Annotated in this window: 23 protein-coding genes; 16 read left to right on the top strand and 7 right to left on the bottom strand. The window is 37.5% G+C overall.

Annotated features, from left to right (window positions below):
• Positions 1–26 precede the first annotated feature (26 nt).
• A complete protein-coding gene (locus tag G7061_RS06530) occupies positions 27–935 on the top strand; it encodes a D-2-hydroxyacid dehydrogenase (protein ID WP_166119903.1) in 909 nt (302 codons plus the stop codon).
• A 23-nt stretch (positions 936–958) separates the two neighbouring features.
• Here G7061_RS06530 and G7061_RS06525 read toward each other — a convergent pair whose 3' ends face one another.
• Complete coding sequence (locus tag G7061_RS06525) at positions 959–1,603, bottom strand: cyclic nucleotide-binding domain-containing protein (RefSeq protein WP_166119899.1); 645 nt, start codon at positions 1,601–1,603, stop codon at positions 959–961.
• Positions 1,604–1,676: 73 nt separating this feature from the next.
• Between G7061_RS06525 and G7061_RS06520 the strand changes: the two genes are divergently transcribed.
• From G7061_RS06520 to G7061_RS06505, 4 genes are all read left to right on the top strand, one after another.
• Positions 1,677–2,300, top strand: a complete 624-nt coding sequence (locus tag G7061_RS06520; protein WP_166119894.1) for a hypothetical protein — start codon at positions 1,677–1,679, stop codon at positions 2,298–2,300.
• Between the two features lie 81 nt (positions 2,301–2,381).
• A complete protein-coding gene (locus G7061_RS06515; protein ID WP_166119891.1) occupies positions 2,382–2,930 on the top strand; it encodes a TetR/AcrR family transcriptional regulator in 549 nt (182 codons plus the stop codon).
• Entirely contained in the window at positions 2,908–3,783 is an 876-nt protein-coding gene (locus tag G7061_RS06510) for a GNAT family N-acetyltransferase (protein WP_166082778.1), read from the top strand. The genes G7061_RS06515 and G7061_RS06510 overlap by 23 nt, the downstream gene beginning before the upstream one ends.
• Before the next feature lie 61 nt (positions 3,784–3,844).
• Positions 3,845–4,243, top strand: coding sequence for a DUF1801 domain-containing protein (locus G7061_RS06505; protein WP_166119888.1), 399 nt, complete (start codon positions 3,845–3,847; stop codon positions 4,241–4,243).
• Between the two features lie 24 nt (positions 4,244–4,267).
• Here the strand turns inward: G7061_RS06505 and G7061_RS06500 are convergent, their stop codons facing one another.
• Both G7061_RS06500 and G7061_RS06495 read right to left on the bottom strand, forming a co-directional pair.
• Positions 4,268–4,795 carry a chromate transporter gene (locus G7061_RS06500; RefSeq protein WP_166082776.1) on the bottom strand — a complete coding sequence of 176 codons (528 nt, stop codon included), beginning with the start codon at positions 4,793–4,795 and terminating at the stop codon, positions 4,268–4,270.
• A complete protein-coding gene (locus G7061_RS06495) occupies positions 4,792–5,334 on the bottom strand; it encodes a chromate transporter (RefSeq protein WP_159640454.1) in 543 nt (180 codons plus the stop codon). Before G7061_RS06495 ends, G7061_RS06500 begins: the two co-directional genes overlap by 4 nt.
• 84 nt (positions 5,335–5,418) lie before the next feature.
• On the opposite strand from G7061_RS06495, the gene G7061_RS06490 reads away from it, so the two are divergent.
• The 4 genes from G7061_RS06490 to G7061_RS06475 all read left to right on the top strand — a co-directional run bounded on the left by G7061_RS06490 (position 5,419) and on the right by G7061_RS06475 (position 8,087).
• On the top strand, positions 5,419–6,270 hold the full coding sequence (locus G7061_RS06490; protein WP_166119885.1) for a LysR family transcriptional regulator: 852 nt from the start codon (positions 5,419–5,421) through the stop codon (positions 6,268–6,270).
• A gap of 107 nt (positions 6,271–6,377) precedes the next feature.
• Entirely contained in the window at positions 6,378–6,701 is a 324-nt protein-coding gene (locus G7061_RS06485; RefSeq protein WP_159640460.1) for a co-chaperone YbbN, read from the top strand.
• A gap of 57 nt (positions 6,702–6,758) precedes the next feature.
• The gene (locus tag G7061_RS06480; protein ID WP_159640463.1) at positions 6,759–7,139 is read left to right on the top strand and encodes an Rrf2 family transcriptional regulator; all 381 of its coding nucleotides are present in this window, start codon (positions 6,759–6,761) and stop codon (positions 7,137–7,139) included.
• 27 nt (positions 7,140–7,166) lie between these two features.
• On the top strand, positions 7,167–8,087 hold the full coding sequence (locus G7061_RS06475) for a DMT family transporter (protein ID WP_166119882.1): 921 nt from the start codon (positions 7,167–7,169) through the stop codon (positions 8,085–8,087).
• A 30-nt stretch (positions 8,088–8,117) separates the two neighbouring features.
• Here the strand turns inward: G7061_RS06475 and G7061_RS06470 are convergent, their stop codons facing one another.
• A complete protein-coding gene (locus G7061_RS06470; protein WP_159640468.1) occupies positions 8,118–8,648 on the bottom strand; it encodes a TetR/AcrR family transcriptional regulator in 531 nt (176 codons plus the stop codon).
• An 86-nt stretch (positions 8,649–8,734) separates the two neighbouring features.
• Between G7061_RS06470 and G7061_RS06465 the strand changes: the two genes are divergently transcribed.
• Both G7061_RS06465 and G7061_RS06460 read left to right on the top strand, forming a co-directional pair.
• Complete coding sequence (locus G7061_RS06465) at positions 8,735–9,271, top strand: dihydrofolate reductase family protein (protein ID WP_166119877.1); 537 nt, start codon at positions 8,735–8,737, stop codon at positions 9,269–9,271.
• Positions 9,272–9,384: 113 nt separating this feature from the next.
• Positions 9,385–9,780 (top strand): hypothetical protein, encoded by a 396-nt coding sequence (locus G7061_RS06460; protein ID WP_159640474.1) that lies wholly within the window; start codon positions 9,385–9,387, stop codon positions 9,778–9,780.
• A 15-nt stretch (positions 9,781–9,795) separates the two neighbouring features.
• On the opposite strand, the gene G7061_RS06455 is transcribed toward G7061_RS06460, so the two are convergent.
• The 3 genes from G7061_RS06455 to G7061_RS06445 form a co-directional block, all read right to left on the bottom strand.
• A complete protein-coding gene (locus G7061_RS06455; RefSeq protein ID WP_166119874.1) occupies positions 9,796–11,742 on the bottom strand; it encodes a M28 family peptidase in 1,947 nt (648 codons plus the stop codon).
• The gene (locus G7061_RS06450; RefSeq protein WP_166119869.1) at positions 11,735–12,784 is read right to left on the bottom strand and encodes an ABC transporter substrate-binding protein; all 1,050 of its coding nucleotides are present in this window, start codon (positions 12,782–12,784) and stop codon (positions 11,735–11,737) included. Before G7061_RS06450 ends, G7061_RS06455 begins: the two co-directional genes overlap by 8 nt.
• A gap of 183 nt (positions 12,785–12,967) precedes the next feature.
• Positions 12,968–14,932, bottom strand: coding sequence for a S9 family peptidase (locus tag G7061_RS06445; protein ID WP_166119864.1), 1,965 nt, complete (start codon positions 14,930–14,932; stop codon positions 12,968–12,970).
• A 210-nt stretch (positions 14,933–15,142) separates the two neighbouring features.
• Here G7061_RS06445 and G7061_RS06440 point away from each other — a divergent pair, with 210 nt between their 5' ends.
• The 5 genes from G7061_RS06440 to G7061_RS06420 all read left to right on the top strand — a co-directional run bounded on the left by G7061_RS06440 (position 15,143) and on the right by G7061_RS06420 (position 19,445).
• Entirely contained in the window at positions 15,143–16,162 is a 1,020-nt protein-coding gene (locus G7061_RS06440; RefSeq protein WP_201287486.1) for a phosphate/phosphite/phosphonate ABC transporter substrate-binding protein, read from the top strand.
• A gap of 52 nt (positions 16,163–16,214) precedes the next feature.
• Complete coding sequence (gene phnC / locus G7061_RS06435) at positions 16,215–16,997, top strand: phosphonate ABC transporter ATP-binding protein (RefSeq protein WP_166082767.1); 783 nt, start codon at positions 16,215–16,217, stop codon at positions 16,995–16,997.
• On the top strand, positions 16,984–17,805 hold the full coding sequence (gene phnE, locus G7061_RS06430; RefSeq protein WP_159640489.1) for a phosphonate ABC transporter, permease protein PhnE: 822 nt from the start codon (positions 16,984–16,986) through the stop codon (positions 17,803–17,805). The genes phnC and phnE (G7061_RS06430) overlap by 14 nt, the downstream gene beginning before the upstream one ends.
• Positions 17,805–18,608 carry a phosphonate ABC transporter, permease protein PhnE gene (phnE, locus tag G7061_RS06425; RefSeq protein WP_159640492.1) on the top strand — a complete coding sequence of 268 codons (804 nt, stop codon included), beginning with the start codon at positions 17,805–17,807 and terminating at the stop codon, positions 18,606–18,608. Before phnE (G7061_RS06430) ends, phnE (G7061_RS06425) begins: the two co-directional genes overlap by 1 nt.
• A gap of 321 nt (positions 18,609–18,929) precedes the next feature.
• Complete coding sequence (locus tag G7061_RS06420; RefSeq protein WP_166119859.1) at positions 18,930–19,445, top strand: GNAT family N-acetyltransferase; 516 nt, start codon at positions 18,930–18,932, stop codon at positions 19,443–19,445.
• Positions 19,446–19,594: the final 149 nt, after the last annotated feature.

Raw genomic sequence — 19,594 nt, 5'->3', positions numbered from 1 at the left:
GGATTTAAAAAATGAAGGAGATAAAAATGAAAATTGCCATAACAGAAATGCTACAATTGGATACCCAAAGCACCAAGACAATTGAAAGTTTAGGATTTGAAATTATCCGGTATCCTTTAGAAACAATCTATGAAGGGAATGCGGATGTCATTGTGGGCATGCATTTACCCAAAGAAACAATCCCAAGTGATCTGAAATTTGCACAGTTGCTCTCTGCTGGTTATGATCACATTAATATTGAATTATATAAAAAAGCAGGGATTCCAATTGCTAATGGTCGCGGGATGTATAGTATTCCAATTGCCGAATATTGCTTAGCCTACATACTTAACCATTATAAAAGTATCCCTGGGTACTTGGATCAGCAAGCTGACCATAAATGGGAGCGGTTGAACCAAAATAAAGCACTTGATACCGCAAAGGTTTTGATTCTTGGGACCGGAAGTATTGCTCAAGAAACAGCAAAACGATTGAATGCATTTAATGCTGAGGTTGATGGTATTAATTCTAATGGACGCCCGATTGAACATTTTTCTCAATGTTTTGCCTTGGATGTCTTAGATAGTCGCTTACCGAATTATGATATTGTGATTTGTACACTACCAAGCAACGATGCCACGTATCATATTATGGATGCAAGTCAGTTTGGCCTGATGAAAAATGACGCGATTTTTATAAATATTGGTCGTGGTGCTTGTGTGAACTTAGAAGGACTCATGACTGTGCTGGATACGAATTTAGCAGGTGTTGTTTTGGATGTTTTTGAAACGGAACCACTCGATACCAATCATCCACTTTGGGATCATCCTAAAGCAACGATAACCCCTCATGCCTCATTTGAAACGAGCAAAATCAATGATTACCGGTTGGAAATCGTGATGCATAACTTAAAACGATTTGCGGAGCAAATGCCATTGATGAACCGTATTATATAAAAGAGATGAATTTCATCTCTTTTTTAATATTGTATGTCCAAAGCATATGCTTCCAGTCGTCTTCGATCCATGATTTTGTAGGAAGTACCAATCTTTGAAAGTAACTTAAGTTCTCTCAGTTGCTTAAAGGTATGCATCAAGTGCCGGTAGCTTGTGCTTAGATACTCTGCAATTTCCGTTGCACTTTCATGATAGATGCCATCGTTCTCAGCGAAAAGAATAAATGCAGCTAGTCGATTAATCATGGGGTAATTGAGTGCGTGTGTGAGACGAAAGGTTCGATCTGTTAATTTCTGTGCAAGATAAACGTTGAGGGCACGCGTAAATGCGAGGTTCAAGAGCAATTGTTCGTGTTTATCACGTGGGACTACAATACAGGTACAGTTAGACTGTGCGATAACTTCTTTCGATTGTTCTTCAACACCAAGTAAGCTAAGTTCACCTAAGATATCACCCGCTTGCGCAAAATGAATGATGGATCGCGTTCCATTCTCGTGGTATAGATAAATTTTGACGGTTCCTTCGATGAGAAAATACAGATGCGTCTCAGCTTGTCCAAAGGGAATAATCTGGTCGTTGCGTACGTAAGATTGCGTGAAGCGATCTGTTATATTAATGGAATCTTCCATAGTATGCAATAAATCGTTATGAATTGATGTCGCTTTCATAGTAACCTCCTAATGTGAGATATCTCCTATAATTATCCTGTGTTGCATGATAAATTTCAAGTGGGAGGTTATTATGAATCAAACAATGAAATTACTTCTTTCTTTTGGCTTTTATATGCTGGCGGGATTTGGAATTAGTATCACAATCTTCGCAGGTATTGGTGTTAGTAGTTTTAATGCGTTAAATCTAAGCCTTGCGACTGTGTTGGAAGTCGAAATTGGCACCGTGACGACGGTACTGAATATTTTCTTTTTAAGCGTGTATGCGCTGTTGACGCATTTTAAGTTACAAACGAAGTATTTGATGCAGTTTAGTGCTGCGATTGCCTTTGGAAGTGTTATAAATATTTTTACTTACTACATTTTCAACAATCTTGTATTGACACACTATTTGACTAAAGTTGCAGTCTTTTGTGTAGGTGTGACGATATCGGGCATAAGTACAGGTATGATATTATACTTGGATATTTTAACTTTTCCGATTGAATCGGTTTGTACCGAGCTTTCATCACGATTAGACGTACCGTTTCATAAACTACGTTATAGCTTTGATATCCTTTGTGTAACTGGATCTATAGTGATGACAAAGTACTTCCGGAATCCTGTGAATGTTCGAGAGGGGACGTTGATTAGTATGTTTCTTCTGACATTCTGGATGCACACTACAGTTGCATGGATGTGTAAAAAAAATACCTAAGTATGCAAATTGGGATTATTATTCTTTACATAATCTAATTTTTGAGATAATATAGTCTCACATGAGACAAAGAGGTGTCATATGACAAATCAAGAAAAAATATTTAAGGCTGCGATGCCGTACCTGGTTATGAATCCAACAGCGAGCATCGAGGCAATCGCTGCGTCAGCATCAATAAGTAAAGCCACATTTCATCGAACATTTGAGAGTCGAGATGCTTTCTTTAACCAGATGGCAGATTATGCTATCGAAATCCTGAAAAATGCACTTGATCAGAATACTTTATCAACATTAGAATCAAGAATCTTGCAAGCCGTAGAAATTCTTGTGGCACATGGTGATATGGTGAGCTTTCTATATAACTTCTCACACGAACACAATTTTGATACACTCAATCAAAAACTGCGACAAGAACTTGCAGTATACTATCAAGATATTGAAAAGGCGTATGAACAAGGGGTCTTAAATCGAGAGGTTCCTTTGGTAATGCTTGAAGACGCGATTCATGCACTTGTTTCCAATGCTTGGGTTCAAGTTTATGTGCAAAATGTTACCTATAAACAGGCATCCAGTGCTATCAAAGCAATAATGTATGGAGGAATTGTTAATGAAACACGTCACAATAAATAATGCAAAATATTTGTTTAGAATCGGTGTGCGTGATGATATTGAAATTCGAAGAAGCTACAATCAACTGGTAAATGCAGTGTTTGAATTTGATTTTGAGTTTTGGTATCAGGCAGGATATTGGACTGATGCGAATGTTCCGTATGTTCTGATTCATAATAATCAAGTGGTTGCGAATGTCTCGGTAAATCACATTACGTTTGAGCGAGGCGGAGCGCTTTTTGAAACGGTCCAACTCGGTACGATCTGCACGCACCCCAAGTATCGAAATCAAGGCCTCATTCGGTTCCTTATCAATCAGATATTCGAAGCATACAATTCTGACACGACATCTTTTTATTTGTATGCCAACGAGAATGTGCTGGAGTTCTATCAGCAGTTCGGTTTCAGCAAAATTCAAGAAAAACAATACCGTATTAAGACAGAACCATCTGTTTCTACCTTTTCAAAAATTAGTAAAGAAACACTGATTCAGTCAGAACAGTATCTTAAATTATTGTCTGAAGGAAATCCCTACACAGCGATTGCAATGAAGGACAACCTAGGACTTCTCATGTTTTATCTTCTCGGTCCATTTCAAGACTATCTATATTATAGTTCGGCTTATAATGTGCTGGCGGTTTACGACGTTGCATCGGGCATGCTATTTGATGTGTTTGGTACGACAAAGGTATCGTTAGATACGATTGCATCGGAATTAAGTAATGTGCAATCCCTTGTATTAGGGTTTATGCCTACCACTACCGTAAATGTATCCAAAAATACTGTAAATTATGATGAAACCGCATTATTTGTACGAAACCAAAATCCCATTTTTGATGGAGAATCGTGTGTGCCGTATTTATCGCATGCATAGATAAAATTGGTGTATACTTTTAGCAAGCGTATCTCAATCCATGAGCGTAAAGGAGATTAACATGAATCCGTTCACAACACCTGAAATTGAAAATGTCTATGCACACTATGATCAACAATCGTATGCCATATTGCAAGAAATCCGCACACGTATTTATGAATTGGCGGCGATGAACGATCAAGTAGGAACAATTGAAGAATCATTAAAATGGGGCCAGCCTTCGTATGCAACGGTTAGACCTAAGTCAGGGACACCAATCCGTCTCGATGTTTTTGATGAACAGCATGTTGGCATATTTGTGAGTTGCCAATCAAATTTAATTGAGCGTTTACGACAAATTTATGGTTATGACCTTGAGTTTTCAAAAAATCGTGCAATCGTTCTTGCGAAGAATAAACCGCTCAATTTCACTGTATTAGACGACTGTCTGATGCGTGCGTTGACATATCACAATACTTAAAAGGATCAAGAGATCCTTTTTTTTTTATAAGAACAATCCATAAAGAACACCAATTCCTGCAGTGCAAGCCATACAAAATAGAATAGGTTTTTTACGATACAAACGCAAGTATGCGTTTGAAACAAGCGTGACTGTAATCAATAAAGGTTGCCCATCGCTGGTATAAGCATTATTGACAAGCGAAAGGGCGACAGATAATATCATTGCAATCGCAGCAATCTTCGTATAATGGAGAAAGGTGTTGAACAATGGCATCGAAAGTAATGTGTCCTCATAAGTAAATAAGAGATAAGAAAATACAAATGACGACATGCAAACAGCGATTGTCGCTATAATTGCACCAATAATACCGAATGTAATAAAACCTACATATGTTGCTGAGTTGACGGCGATCGGACCAGGAGCTAATAGGTCCAATGCATTTAAATCTGCAAATTGTGTAGCACTAATTCCAAGATGGAGTGAGTTCTCATAGATGAGCGAAAGCATTGCATAGCCACCACCAAAGCCAAGAAAACCTATTTTTAAGAATGTTAGAAAAAGTTGGATCATTTGAAGTTTCTCCATGCTAGAACAAAAAGACTTAGCAGAAAACATCCAAGAATAATCCAAGGAATTGATACATTCAGAAAAGTCACTAAAATGAATACAAATATGATCATAAAATACGATTGAGCGTTGCGTGTTATAATGTGTGGAATCATTGATACTCCTGCTTCTAGAATGTAAATGCCAGCAGTGGCACGAATAGCGATAAATAAGTATTGAATGATACCGGTTTGCGGAATCATTTGGTAAAGCACCGTCAGAAGCATCATGATAACCAGGACTGGTAGAATAGCGCCAAGTGCGGCACTGTAGCGTCCACTTCGACCATTTATTTTTTCGCCAAGTAGACAAGCTGTTGTGACGGCCGTTACGCCTGGTATCGACTGCGATATTGCAATATAGTGGTAAAAATCATCACTGGATAAATAGTGATATTGCTTTACAAGTTTGTCATCCAGTAGGGGAACCATGGCTAGTCCGCCTGAGAATGTTAAAGTACTTGCTATTGTAAATAGCTTAAATAGTTCAAAATTTTTATTCATTCTTTCACCTCGTATCTAAGTGTATCAAGCATGGAGCATAATGAATAGTAATGATATGTTATAATATACATAAGGAGTGCTTATATGAATATTGATCGAATTAACATGTTTCTAGCGGTGTGTATTCACGGAAGTATTTCACGTGCTGCAGAGGCATTATACATCAGCCAACCCGCAGTAAGTCAGGGTATTAAGGAATTAGAGCTAGAACTGAATGTTACGCTATTTCAACGCTCAGGGCGAACTATTAAACCGACTCAAGAAGCTTTACAATTTTATCCGTATGCACAAGCATTAATCCAAGCAAATGAGCGAGCATTATCAGTTTTTAAACCAGATACATCGCTACCTGTACTCCGTGTTGGATGCACCGTTACAATTGCTACTTACATGCTTCCGGAAATTATCACGCATTTTGAAACCTTACATCATGTCAAACTTCAGATTACGGTTAATAATGTTGCAACTATTAAGGAAAGTGTGATTAGCAATAACTTAGATGTTGCACTAATAGAAGGGGTGCCGGACAATAACACGTTATCGTATTCTCGTGTTGGCACACTTGATTTGGTGTATGTCGCAAACCCACGTTATCTAGAAAATCGTAAAGGACAATATCTCTTATTGACGCGTGAGATTGGAAGTTCTTATCGGAAGTATATGGATCGTATTATTTATGATGACACGATAGAATCAATAGTTTCTTGGACCGCTAATAATAATGAAACATTGCTTCATGCAGCGATTGGTGGACATGGTGTCGCTGTACTTCCAAGAATTGCTGTTGCTGATTACATTCAAAAGGGGATATTAGACGTTGTGGTGTTTCATTATGCAACATTCACAGAAGAGATTGGAACTATTAATAATGCATTTCGAACCCATGAGACGATTATCAAGGCTTTTGTAGATACAGTTACGCATTTTCTCCAATAACAGCTGACGCAAGATAAAAATGTTGTTGCAAAAGAATTGCAACAACTAACAATTTCATATATTCTAATCATAGACACCAAGTGTCTCTAATATCTAGGAGGAAAATTATGATTAAAGATATTCAAAGTAATGTGATATGTGATGAAGGAAAACCGTTCACGCTTTTGCAGTTTTGGGCAGAGTGGTGCGGACCTTGTCAGATGATGAAGCCCATTGTTGAAGCCATTTCGACTGATGAAGCATTTAATGCAGTGTCATTTCAACGCGTCAATGTTGAAGAAAACAACGCACTTTCAGATAAAATGATGATTCATGGAATTCCTGCACTTATCATCATGAAAGGTTCGGTCGAAGTTGAACGTCTTGTTGGATTCAGACCCAAACCAAAATTGGTGGAAGAACTAAACTTGATCATTCAGCGTGAATCATAAGGAACCTACCCGAATACGTAAAAACATATGATACAATCAGATTAGGAAGGTGATTTAATGAAATACTCTAAAGCAACGAACTATGCATTACATGTCGTACAACGACTGTATCGTGAAGACAATCAAGCAAGTATGAGCGTGACGGCGATTGCTGAGGCAATCCATGTTGCTCCATCATACCTTTCGAAAATTTTAACTAATTTGGTAAAAGCAAATATTCTTGAGGCAGTATCAGGAACCAATGGTGGCTACTGTATCAACAATCAACGTGATGCAATCACAATGCTCGACGTTATTCATGCCATAGAGGGAAAACAGTCCATGTTTACATGTGCCCCAGAACACGGCCCAAATTGTCTCATTTACCAAAAGATGCAAGAGTCGGAAGTACAAATGGAATCATTTTTAGCGAATATTAAAATATCTGACCTAATCTAGATTGTATATCTAGATTGAGAGGGTTATATGATTATTATAAATTATTTACTGATTGGATTTGTGCTGGGAATGATTTTTCCAATCCAAGCAACTTTAGGGGCTCGGATAAATTCAGGAAGCGAGAATAAACTTACAGGTTCAATGGTTGCATTTGTCTTTGGATCAGTTATTCTATTCATTATCAACGTTGTTCAGCAACCAACTGTTTTCTTGAATAGCGCAACATATCAAGGCATTCCTCTATACTACCTTATAGGTGGCGGTATTGTTGGTGTTATCTACAATGCGTCCGTGATGAATCTTTTCACACGAATTGGTGCATTTTATACGACGATTTTTACATTAGTGGGTCAATTAATTATTGGAGTTGTGATTGATGCTTTTGGATTGTTTTCAGCCCCAATTCGCACCATTAATTTAATCAACATTATTGGCATTCTAATGGTACTCGCAGCTGCAGTTTATATTAATACTGCGAAAAAAAACGATGCCCAGAAGCTACAACTTCGATATGTCATTCCAACAGTTATTTTAGGGATGTTACCACCGCTTCAACAAGTTTTTAATCGCGGGTTGAGTGAGTATGTTGGTTCGCCTTTAATTGCAACGTTCATGTCTTTTTTTATCGGAGCACTACTTCTGGTTGTGATGATCCTCGCTAAAACTCATCGCATTGATGTTCCAAGACTTGATGGAAAAGGTAAGAGAATTCCTGTCTATAACTATTTGGCGGGAGCAATAGGAATTGCAATCTTAATGGGCAACATACTAATTCTACCGATTTTAGGGTCGACGCTATCTTCGATTATTGCGCTGGTTGGACAAATTGTGATGGCCATGATATTGGATCATTTTGCTCTTTTAGGAATGGAACTGAAACCAATGCAAATACAGAAAGTGGCAGCTGTCTTGACAATGGTTGTCGGGATTGTCCTTCTAAAACTATAAAAAAGGGTCGCTTAACAAAGCGACTCTTTTCTATAGTTCAATGACTGATTTGATAATTAATGGGTTCCAAATCAATTCCTGAAATTTCTCATCAAGATGGTGGTTGCTTAAAGAATTGTGTTGTGATTGATTCCACATATCTAGAAAATCGATGTTTGCGACTATATACGATGCGTAGAATGCTTGATTACTTGAAAGAATATCATAATAATGTTGTTCAAGATTTTTCATCAATACGCGTTTAGCATTTTTAAGAAATTCAAGGTCGCTGTTTTGCTTCTGAATTAGAAATTGAGCATCTGAGTTGATGAAAAATGACTGTGATGTTGCAAATGGCGTCCTTAAAGTCTCGGGTGTTAATGCTCGAAAATAAGCATCCCATAGTTGCATGATGCCAAATTCGAAAAGTTCAAATTTTGAATCAAAATGGCGGTAAAATGTTGAACGATGATACCCTGATGCAGTACAAATATCATGTACTGTGATCTCATGAAAGCGTCTTGTTGGCGCTTCTGTCATCAACTTGAAACTCACATCCCATATTTTTTGTTTCGTGTCCATTGTACCTCCGTGCGACATATATAGAAAATGTCTCTTTTTGTTTACTCTATTCTACTATACACTTTAGAAGGAAGAGAGGTATTTTCATGAAAAGGAATGTTATTTTATTTATATCAATGAGTCTAGATGGTTATATAGCAGATAAAGAGGGAGGTATTGAATGGCTTTCTGTACCAATAGAAGTTGAAGATAATACCTACGATGCATTTTATAAGAATGTGGATACAGTTTTATTAGGATACAAAACATACCATCAAATCGTGACTGAACTAGCTGTGGATGAATATCCATATAAAGATGCACAAACACTTGTGTTCACACATCGAGATCTGACAAGTGATAAAACAAATATTAAATTTATCAATGATGATGTCGTATCTCAGGTAAAGGCACTTAAACAGAAGCCTGGAAACGATATTTGGATTGTTGGCGGTGCGTCTTTAGTACGACCTTTAGTTGATGCGGATCTTATTGATGAGTATCAAATTGCAATCATTCCAAAATTAATTGGTGATGGTACTTCACTCTTTAATAAGAGCTCACACCAACAAGCTCTAAAAGTAGTGAATACGAATGTTGTCAATGATATAGTTTATCTTACCTATCACAAAGTTGTTGAATAAATTCAAACTTTCCGTAAATTCTTAATATTTTCCGCTAAGTTCTCATTCTTTTAGACGCCCAATACACCGAAGTAACATATAATGGATGTATAAGAAGCGAAAAGGAGAAGAAGATGCGTAACAAATTTCAAAAAGGTTTGCTGAGTATATTCGTCTTACTGATTATTTCTGGTTGTGTCTCAAAGCGTAGTTATGAAGCGCTAGAACAAAATGTTTTAACGCTTGAAGATACGATAAGTACGCTAACTGAGGAAAATGATAAGCTCAATGCTGAGCTTACGACGATGAATTTAGCGAAAGAAAATGCGGTTTTATCGTTTGTTGAACATTATGACGGCAAATTCTCTGAAAATGATTATTATTTATTTCAAATGTTCCAAGGTAGGATGTATCTTTTGAATGCTGATCCGGAAACTGTTAATTTTATTGAAAATGAAACGTATTTGGTCACTTTTGACTCTAATCTAACAATTCAACATTTCACGCTTGCGTCAGACTCTCGCGAATAAAAACCATCCTACTTATTAGGATGGTTTTTTTGTAATTAAATCAAGACATGTTTGTATTTGGTCTGATAATAGATGAAGATGTGTCATTACTTCATTCAAAACTATCTCGTACCGCAATCGTTCTGATTCAACCGCTTGCTCGATAATCTCGAAGTCATGAGAACCTATGAAATCAAACAAGTCGCAATGTGTTGGTTTAAATGTAGTACCCCACATCATATTCGCAGTTTCTGACAGAACATTTTGGGTATGATAATAGTATGTATCGCTACTCCAATGAACAGCGTATTTATTATTGTCGACAAGACTTACATATTCCATTGATCGTTTTGGATCATACAACATATGCTCTAGAACACGAACATTTGTTTGATTCTGTTCAAAAGGGAATAATACATCGTCTTCCCACGATAATCGTAGAAACTGTGTTGCTGCAAATCGGAAGATTTTTCTCACGTGCTGCTTAAGTGCTTCGTTTTCCTTAGCATCTGTAATACTTGTTAGTAGCGTGTATAAAGCGTTTGATTGATTACTAATCGTGATGACCAACTCTTTAAAAGCATTGATATCAATATATTCGCTGGCCATTTCAAGATCGAGGGCATGTTTCAATGCTTGAATTCTTTCGCTAAAGTCCAGTGGCAATACGGTGAGCGTATCATACTGCAACATCAGAAGTCCGTAGACATAATGATGGTATAAAAAGGCACCTTCGTGATAGGTATCAACGGTATCAAATTGAGTATGATAATGCGATGCGGCAAATTTTGGTTTTAAAGCAGAAACAGTCGACGGAATTCCAAATATCTCAAATGAAAAATCATCGGACCATGTTTGAATTGGATTGAGCACTTTGATGCCATTTGGATAGACGTCAGACGCTTGCGGTAAAGTAAGTGAAAATTCGCTTAAGTACCGTTTGAGTTCGTAGCTTGCACGAATCCAGTCTGTACCATCTTCGAGCATTGCTGGGAGCTCAAAGTTTATGTTTGCGAAAATCATATCTGCCCACTCTGGTGTTAATGTACTCATCTGTGTATAGGAGCCTGTTAACCAATCATATCGCGTATCAGTTGCACCCCATTCTTCGGCACTTAAAGCCCCAAACATGAGTGTTTTTTCGGGTTTGATTCCTGATGAACATAATGCTTTTGCAATTCCCATCATTAAGCCAACCGCAACAGAGTTATCCTGAAATCCTTCAAAATAGGCATCATAATGAGCGCTCATAAGAATGATTTCCTCACTTTCTCCAGGAATACATCCGAATACGTTATATGCAGTCCCATTCGGATCCAAAAGACTTGAGACATCAAGCGTTAGAGTAGGCTTGAACTTTAAGGCTTTTCGTAAGATTCTTGCATCATGTCGGGACATGGACAGCGCTGCAGCGCCGTGAGGGATAGAGGTATTCTGTGCATTGAGCGTGTGATCACTTATTTCGCCATAGCCGCCGTCTTGGACGGCAATGATGCCCAAGGCGCCACGATAAAAGGCTTCAGTCGCAGGGTAGTTAATCCACCAATCTTCACGCTGATTAATATCGATAAGAATCCATTTTCCAGAAATGTCTAAAGGGAAATCATGACTATCGGATCGACCAACATCAATTATTTCAATAGTTTGAGGTCCTTGAGTATCTAAATGGGAAGGGTATGCACTGAGTGTAAACGTCAAATCTTGTGATTCTGTCTTGCAACGAAGGCGTGCATGCTTAAATGTCCATGATGTGACGGGATAACTGTACCGCTTGATCTTTTGCAGTCCTATCTCAGTCATCTCAAGTTCTAAAAAATCAGCTGCTTCATGTTCGGCAAATGATCCAACCGTACGAAATCCTAGAGATTCATTTGTTCGAAACGTCCCTAGCTTTTGTGCAAGTTTGTAACCATAATCAACATCAACATGTTCCATGAATTGTGATGCGTTGTGTGGGTATCGATTCGTAAATGTATTATCCATTAGATTTTACTTTAACCCAGTAATCCGCCATTGTGACACGTGTTATATCATCAAAACGGTAATTCTCATCGAGGTTATAATTTTGACGTGTCTCGTATGAGTCAATACCGTAAAACGCGCCGTTAGCACCCGTAACAATATCGATAACATCTTGACGGGCACTGGTGTATCCAATTTCTTCAGTGATACGTTGTTGGCTTTCTTTACTTAAAATGAAGTTAATCCATTCATGAGCCAGATCAACATTTTTTGCATTTTTAGTGATGACCATGGCATCCATCCATGAATTCGTTCCTTGTGTAGGTACATAGAAGGCCATATTCTCATTCTCAGATAAAACATATGTCGCATCTCCAGAATACATGGTTCCGATTGGTTTAACTCCAGATACCATGCTATCAATCATTTCATCACGAATGTATACAGGACGTGTTTTTTGGTTCATATCTTTGAGCCAATCAAACGCTTCTTGTAATTCTGTTTCACTGGTTGTATTCATTGAGTAACCAAGTGCTTTGAGTGCAACCATAAACGCATCACGTTCGGAATCTAAAAAGAAAATTTGGTCTTTATAGTTTTCGTTTTTGAAAATATTCCAACCTTGTTGCTCTAAATCTGTGATTGAAACTTTAGTTTTGTCATAGACTATACCTACATTTCCCCAGAAGTAACCTGCAGTGTATTCAGCTGTGGGGTCCATTGCACGGCCTTTCAAACTATCAAGTGTTGCGGTGTAATTTGGAATTTTTGAGTAGTCTAGTTTTTGAAGGCGGTCTTCAACGCGTAGTCGTTCAATCATATAATCGGTAGGGTAGAGAACATCATAGGAGTCTTCACTTGCGACTTTAATGTACATTGCTTCGTTGGAATCGAACTTGTCATAGATGACTTTCGCATCGAATTCTTTTTCGAATTCTGTAATGAGCGACTCATCAATGTAAGATCCCCAGTTATAGACTCGAAGTTCTTGTTTGGTGGTATTTTTGTTAGCGCAACCTGTAAGGACAAGTAGTGCGATGAATACGATAGATAATTTTTTCATACTGTCTCCTTCATTAGTATTGATTTGTTTAGTATTACTAAACTAAAAGATTAGTGATACATGACACAAGACTTATTATACATCGCCAATTCACAAAATCAACACTTTTTATTATGATTTTTTTGCAGCTCATTCTTGTGTAGAAAGTGTATAAAAAAAGCCTCATTAATGAGGCTTGAAATTTTAAAGGTGCGTGTCCATCCAGGTTGTAATTTCTTGAAGACGTTTGAGTCGTGATTGTGGCCGCCCTGTACGGGATAAATCATGGTTTTCACCACGAATCCAAACAAATCGTGTTTCAACACCATTTTGTTTAACTGCCGTAAAGAGTTGCATCGCTTGTTCGATCGGACAACGGTAGTCTTCTTCTGAGTGAATAAATAAAAGCGGCGTTTTAATTGCGTGAGCATGTTTTAACGGAGATTGTTCCCATGCAGTTTCTAAATTTTCGAATGGTGAACCACCTGTTTGGTCGGGACCAAAGTAAATACCAATATCTGAAGTTCCGTAGAATGAAATCCAATTTGAAATGCTACGTTGCGTTGCTGCAGCTGCAAAACGGTCTGTATGACTCACAATCCAGTTCGTCATAAAGCCTCCATAGGATCCCCCCGTAACACCAACCCGTGCGCGATCAATTGCGTAACGGTCTAGAACAAGATCAGTAAAAGTCATGATATCGGTATAATCAATGGTTCCATATTTGCCTCGAATATCTGCAAATTCGTTACCGTAAACATCGCCACCATGTGGATTTGTAAAGAATACAATGTATCCGAGGTTAGCCCAAGCTTGCATCTCATGATACACAACGGCATTATAAATAGTTTTTGGACCACCGTGAATATCAAGGATTGCGGGATATTGCTTCTTAGCGTCATAGTCTTGCGGCAGTAAGACCCAACCATCTAACATATCTCCATTACTTTCATATTGAATATGTTGAGGCGTTGCAAGGTAGTGAGAATCCCAGTATTCGGCGTTGAATGACGTGAGGAGTGTATATGTGGCTTCACTGAAGTTGAACGCATACAATTCTTGATGACGATTATCGAAAAGTCCAATCCCAAAGAATTCGTCGTTTAATTTAATCCAACCATCAATACTTCCTTCGGGACTAAACACTGTTTCAATTGTCTGACCATCGAAGCGATAAAGTACAGTTCGGTCTTGATATGTTCCAACAAAATAGAAGTTATTGTCGATGACGTGTTCTTGAGCACTGCCTAAGAAACGCACATCACTCCCAACTGAGTTCCATGAGCTACGTCCAAATTCACATACGCGAACAAGGGCATCATTATGGAGGCGATAGACATCTGAGTTTTGATTGATTCCGAATTCTTTTCCTGTCGATGCAAAGACATAAATCTGTCCGTCTAAAACGGTCATATTTGAAATCATATAGGCATCGTTTTTGAAAGTTTCGATAATATCATGTGTCTGTGTATTAAAACCAACAATGTCTGCATGGAATTGAGGTAATCCACTTGGTATTTCTTTATAGAAGTAAGCGATTTGTGTTGCTTCATCAAAATGCGCTAAAGCGATATCTACATTTTGTTCTGCAATAGCATGATAGGTGCCTTCTTCAGTATTATAGATAAAAGCTTGTCCGATTTTTGCTTTTGTAAAACCGCCACCATTCGCATAAAAAGGAACACGATCAAAAACTTCGTAATTGGTGTCTTTATTAATTTTTGCGAGATAGTCATTACGTTTTTTAGGATCAAACAGGATGTGATCATCAGCATTCAAGTGTGCTGTGATTAAGAGATTACCATTTTGAAGGACCGTGAGTGATCCAATAGCAATCGGGAAGGTATAAGCTGGTTCAATAATCCCCGTAATAATATGATAACGATAAATAATACTTTTTTGCTGCGATACTGCTTCTGTTTCTTGACTGTTGGTCGTATGGTGGAAAAGAATGGTATCATCATGTTCCCAGTAGAAACGTGCATCCGTGTCCAAATCTAATACTCTTTTAGATTGTGTTCCATCAAATAAGAAAAGACTGTGTATATAATCGTTGTCATCATAGCGTGCTTCTGAGACAACATACGCTGCGTGTGTTTTACTTGGATTTGCTTTAAGTGATCCAAGATAACGATAGTTTAAAAAATCTTCAATTTTCAGTTGTTTCATAAATAATGTATCTCCTTTCAGAAAGTATATCATATATTTTCACCACTGACTTATAATTCATTCAAAGTCTTGTTTATCCAAACAAAACATGAATTGTTATGTTTGTGTTAAAAAATACAAGTAATGTCATGATTGTGTAAATTATATGGATTTACTTGAAATCTAGGTGATGGTATGGAATTATAGACTTAGGTATTACAGGAGGAAATGATGAAAAAATACTTGTTAGTGCTTTTAGTTTCAATACTTGTTTTAACGGGTTGTAGTAGTGGAAGTGAAAAAGGAAATGACAAGAAAATAGAGACTTTAACGGTGTTCTTTATTCCAAGTCGTGATTCAAAAGAAATCATTGCAAAGACAGAACCATTAAAAGGTCTTATTAAAACAGAACTTGCTAAAGATGGCTATGAAGTTGGAAATGTTAATATCCAAGTATCTCCAAATTATGAAGCTGCAGGGGAAGCACTAGATGCTGGCCAGGCTCATATTGGATTCATTCCTGCAAGTACATATGCAATGTACTCACAGGACGGAAACATTGATGTTGCATTAGCGGCATCACGTGATGGTTTGAATAAAGATTTTGTGGAAGCAAAAGAGTGGAATGACGGTGAAGCAACATTACCTGTTGAAGAACAAGTCACATTCTACCGTTCATTGATCTATGCAGGAACATCTGCAAAAGGACGCGAACTTGCTGATAAAGTAAATGCAGGCATGAAATTAACATGGGATGATTTAAATAGTGCATCATGGTGTCATTCAAATACGACATCGTCCGCAGGTTATGTTTACCCATCATTATGGTTAGCAGATCAATTCGAAGGAAAAATGATCTCTGATCTTGCAAATAAAGTTGAAGTAACGGGTTATCCTGATACAGCAGCACGTTTAGCAACTGGACAATGTGATGTCGGAGTCGGTTATGCTGACATTCGCCGTGACTTTGAAACAAACTGGACAACAGAATGGAACCAAGAAAACATTTGGAAGCAAACGGATGTTATCGGTGTAACAGATAAAATCATGAACGATACGATTTCAATTTCAAATAAACTTGTTGATGCAGACTTGAAGAAAGCATTACAACGTTCATTTATTGAAATTGCTAAAACGGATGAAGGAAAAGAAGCTATCTCAATTTATAACCACACCGGATATAAAGAAGTAACAGATGCTGATTATGATTCATCACGTAAAGTATTGGATATGCTAAAAAACAAACAATAATGAGTCAAGGTGGGTCATCGAACCCACCTTTTAAAAGTCTGTGGAGGTCTCAATGATTGAATTTCAAAATGTAACAAAAATTTATCCAAATGGCGTCAAGGCCTTGGATGGTGTTAGCTTAACGATAGAACAAGGAGAGTTTGTTGCGATTATCGGACTTTCAGGTGCCGGTAAATCAACGTTACTTCGAAGTGTTAACCAAATGCATACGATTACTGATGGAACACTTTTGGTTAATGGTAGCAATGTCTCGGAATTAAAAGGGAAGGACCTTCGAAAATTCAGACGACAAATTGGTATGGTATTCCAATCATTCAATCTTGTTAAGCGAACAACAGTACTTAAAAATGTGCTAACAGCACGCGTCGCAGAAATGCCATGGTTTAAAAGCTTATTGGGCTTGTATTCAAAAGAAGATACACTCAAAGCACTTGAGTCATTGGATCAAGTTGGTATCTTAGAAAAAGCATATAATCGTGCTGATGAACTTAGTGGTGGCCAGCAACAACGTGTTGCATTAGCACGCTGCCTGGCTCAAGAACCGCAAATCATTTTAGCGGATGAACCCGTTGCGTCATTAGATCCGATTACAGCACAACAGGTGATGGATGATTTTGTCAAAATAAATGAAAAAACAAATATCACAGTTATTGTTAATATGCACCACGTTGACCTTGCACTTAAATATGCAAAACGTGTAATAGGGATCAACAAGGGAGTTATTGTTTTTGATGGTCCATGTGCAAGTGTAGACGAAGCAGTTTTGAAACAGGTTTATGGACGCTCTTTAGCCGAGGATGAATTGATGGGAGTGACGACACATGTCACAGCTTAAAAATCTTTTCTATCCAAAACCAATTGTTTTAAACAATGGCAAAGAAGTGAAGCCACCTTTTCGAATCGGAATCATCGTTATTGTAATCGTGGGGGTGCTTCTTTACTTTAGTGCAAAAGTTACAAATTTTAATCTTATTTTGCTAATTAATGGAGGGGAAGAGTTCTTTCGCTTTCTCGGTCGTTTATTTCCGCCTAATCTGAAATACGCGTCTACTGTTATGAATCCGATGATTCAAACATTTGCAATGTCATTTTTAGGGACATTGTTTGCTGGTATTTTTGCACTTCCTGTGGCATATCTATCAGCAAGTAACATGAATCAAAATCGAATTGCGAGAGGCATCGTTCGATTTGTGATGAGTTTCTTCCGAACGATTCCTGTATTAATTATTGCTCTAATCATGACTTATATCTTCGGTTTGGGAACATTTTCAGGGATGATTGCTATCTTCCTATTTACTTTCTCAATTCTTACGAAAATGACGTATGAGCAAATTGAATTGGTTGATATGGGACCTTTTGAAGCAAGTATCTCGACGGGTGCATCTCGTTTCAAAGCTTTTATTGCCTCAGTGGTTCCACAAATATCGGGTTTGTACTTGTCTTCTATTCTCTATAATTTAGAAATGAATATCCGTTCGGCTGCTGTATTGGGGTATGTTGGGGCTGGTGGAATTGGGACATTGATGAATGAAAATATTGGTTGGCGCCAGTATCAAAATTTATCAACAATACTTATCATTTTACTAATCAGTGTTATTTTAATTGAAATGCTGAGTCGTTATATTAGAAAGAGGCTCATCTGATGTCGACACGAATCTTAGAAACGTATGAAAATAGACCGCGTTATATTAAACAAGCTTGTTTTATTGTGGGTGTTATTTTACTGATTACAGCATTGAGTCTACCTTATGTTGAATTCAACGGATTAGTTACCAATGGTTTTTCAATAGTTAATAGTATTATTCAAGGGATGATTGCACCCAACTGGGAGGCATTACTCAATTTTACGAAAGAGGGCATTCCTTACTTAGTTTTTGAAACAGTAGCAATTGCTTTCTTAGGTACTTTTATTGGTCTTGTATTATCTGTGCCTGTTGCATTTTTATCTTCACAAAATATTGTAGGTCGTAAATTCGCAACAATAGGAACTTTTATGATAACAGTAATTCGGACTTTTCCTCCGTTTGTTTATGGGCTAATGTTAATTCGAGTGTCTGGGCCAGGACCCTTCACTGGTGTACTAACACTTGCGATTACTTCAATTGGAATGATTTCTAAAATGTTTGTAGAAGTTATTGAAGATTTGGATAATGGCATCATAGAATCTTTGGACGCCGCAGGATGCAATACATTGCAGAAAATTCGTTATGGAATAATTCCTCAACTGATGGGTAATTTTGCATCGATTTCAATTTATCGCTTTGAGATTAATGTAAAAAATGCTTCAATTTTGGGTCTTGTAGGAGCTGGTGGAATTGGAGCGCCACTTCTTTTTGCAATGTCTGGTTTCCGTTGGGCAGATGCAGGAGCACTTCTTTGGGGATTAATTCTTCTGGTGGTTACAGTTGAAGCTCTATCTTCATGGATTCGAAATAAACTAGGATAATACCTGTTAACCGACATTTTAATGTCGGTTTTTTTTGTTATCGTGAAATTTCATGTATACTTTGAGTATAGCGAAGAAGGATTTAGAGGAGTAACGTATACTGTAGCGCAAAGATTAGATGCAAGGGTTAGTAAATGCGATTTTTTCACTCTCTCTAATCATATCGGATCAATCATTTTTGTTAGGATATTTAACCACTTAAAGTGTTGGAATGATTCGTATTGATGCTTTTTTGTATGCAAAGCAGATAAAAACAACGACCTTAAAAAGAAACATTACTTCTCAAGTTGAACGTATACATATAGGAAATGAGGAATTTAGATGAAACTAATCTTAGAAACTGAACGATTGATAATTAGAAACTATGTAGCTACCGATGTCATAGATGCTGCTGAATTTCTGATGGATGAGGAAACAATGTACTATATTCCAGAAACGTTTAAGAGTCTGTCGGAATTGCAACAATTTATTGTTGCCCCTGAACACACGAATAATTATCTACCGGTTGAATTGAAATCGTCAGGGAAGATAATTGGTCATATTTCGTTTATGGATGTATTTCAGGGTCATACTTATGAAATTGGGTGGGTGTTTAATAAGAAGTATCAAGGACAGGGATATGCATTTGAGGCAGCAAAGGCAATTATGATGGATGGTTTTTCTAACCGTGCCCTTCACCGGATCATTGCAACGGCTCAACCTCAAAATTCTAGTTCTTGGAAATTGATGGAACGACTCAATATGCGCCGTGAAGCTCACCATATTGCCTGTATTCCGTTCCAAGACACATGGTGGGATGAGTTTTATTATGCAATATTAAAAGATGAAATGAAGTAATTGTATGGGAATGATTGTAACTATCAATCTGTTGGTATATTTGGGGTAACCGTGATTCTGAATCATTTTCTGCAGATTAAGAATGGCGTTTTATCCAAACTTCAGGTTTATGGTTTATTCAAGCGGTACATGCCGACATTTTAATGAAA

Source organism: Erysipelothrix sp. HDW6B (genome assembly GCF_011301115.1).
Classification (GTDB): Bacteria; Bacillota_I; Bacilli_A; order Erysipelotrichales; family Erysipelotrichaceae; genus Erysipelothrix; species Erysipelothrix anatis.
Note: the sequence above shows the minus strand (reverse complement) of the source record. Positions and strands in the feature narration are given on the sequence as shown.

Excerpts from the sequence above, each read along its gene's own strand:
- G7061_RS06530 (WP_166119903.1), top strand. The coding sequence starts at position 27 with ATGAAAATTGCCATAACAGAAATGCTACAATTGGATACCCAAAGCACC.
- G7061_RS06525 (WP_166119899.1), bottom strand. The coding sequence starts at position 1,603 with ATGAAAGCGACATCAATTCATAACGATTTATTGCATACTATGGAAGAT.
- G7061_RS06520 (WP_166119894.1), top strand. The coding sequence starts at position 1,677 with ATGAATCAAACAATGAAATTACTTCTTTCTTTTGGCTTTTATATGCTG.
- G7061_RS06515 (WP_166119891.1), top strand. The coding sequence starts at position 2,382 with ATGACAAATCAAGAAAAAATATTTAAGGCTGCGATGCCGTACCTGGTT.
- G7061_RS06510 (WP_166082778.1), top strand. The coding sequence starts at position 2,908 with ATGAAACACGTCACAATAAATAATGCAAAATATTTGTTTAGAATCGGT.
- G7061_RS06505 (WP_166119888.1), top strand. The coding sequence starts at position 3,845 with ATGAATCCGTTCACAACACCTGAAATTGAAAATGTCTATGCACACTAT.
- G7061_RS06500 (WP_166082776.1), bottom strand. The coding sequence starts at position 4,795 with ATGATCCAACTTTTTCTAACATTCTTAAAAATAGGTTTTCTTGGCTTT.
- G7061_RS06495 (WP_159640454.1), bottom strand. The coding sequence starts at position 5,334 with ATGAATAAAAATTTTGAACTATTTAAGCTATTTACAATAGCAAGTACT.
- G7061_RS06490 (WP_166119885.1), top strand. The coding sequence starts at position 5,419 with ATGAATATTGATCGAATTAACATGTTTCTAGCGGTGTGTATTCACGGA.
- G7061_RS06485 (WP_159640460.1), top strand. The coding sequence starts at position 6,378 with ATGATTAAAGATATTCAAAGTAATGTGATATGTGATGAAGGAAAACCG.
- G7061_RS06480 (WP_159640463.1), top strand. The coding sequence starts at position 6,759 with ATGAAATACTCTAAAGCAACGAACTATGCATTACATGTCGTACAACGA.
- G7061_RS06475 (WP_166119882.1), top strand. The coding sequence starts at position 7,167 with ATGATTATTATAAATTATTTACTGATTGGATTTGTGCTGGGAATGATT.
- G7061_RS06470 (WP_159640468.1), bottom strand. The coding sequence starts at position 8,648 with ATGGACACGAAACAAAAAATATGGGATGTGAGTTTCAAGTTGATGACA.
- G7061_RS06465 (WP_166119877.1), top strand. The coding sequence starts at position 8,735 with ATGAAAAGGAATGTTATTTTATTTATATCAATGAGTCTAGATGGTTAT.
- G7061_RS06460 (WP_159640474.1), top strand. The coding sequence starts at position 9,385 with ATGCGTAACAAATTTCAAAAAGGTTTGCTGAGTATATTCGTCTTACTG.
- G7061_RS06455 (WP_166119874.1), bottom strand. The coding sequence starts at position 11,742 with ATGGATAATACATTTACGAATCGATACCCACACAACGCATCACAATTC.
- G7061_RS06450 (WP_166119869.1), bottom strand. The coding sequence starts at position 12,784 with ATGAAAAAATTATCTATCGTATTCATCGCACTACTTGTCCTTACAGGT.
- G7061_RS06445 (WP_166119864.1), bottom strand. The coding sequence starts at position 14,932 with ATGAAACAACTGAAAATTGAAGATTTTTTAAACTATCGTTATCTTGGA.
- G7061_RS06440 (WP_201287486.1), top strand. The coding sequence starts at position 15,143 with ATGAAAAAATACTTGTTAGTGCTTTTAGTTTCAATACTTGTTTTAACG.
- phnC (WP_166082767.1), top strand. The coding sequence starts at position 16,215 with ATGATTGAATTTCAAAATGTAACAAAAATTTATCCAAATGGCGTCAAG.
- phnE (WP_159640489.1), top strand. The coding sequence starts at position 16,984 with ATGTCACAGCTTAAAAATCTTTTCTATCCAAAACCAATTGTTTTAAAC.
- phnE (WP_159640492.1), top strand. The coding sequence starts at position 17,805 with ATGTCGACACGAATCTTAGAAACGTATGAAAATAGACCGCGTTATATT.
- G7061_RS06420 (WP_166119859.1), top strand. The coding sequence starts at position 18,930 with ATGAAACTAATCTTAGAAACTGAACGATTGATAATTAGAAACTATGTA.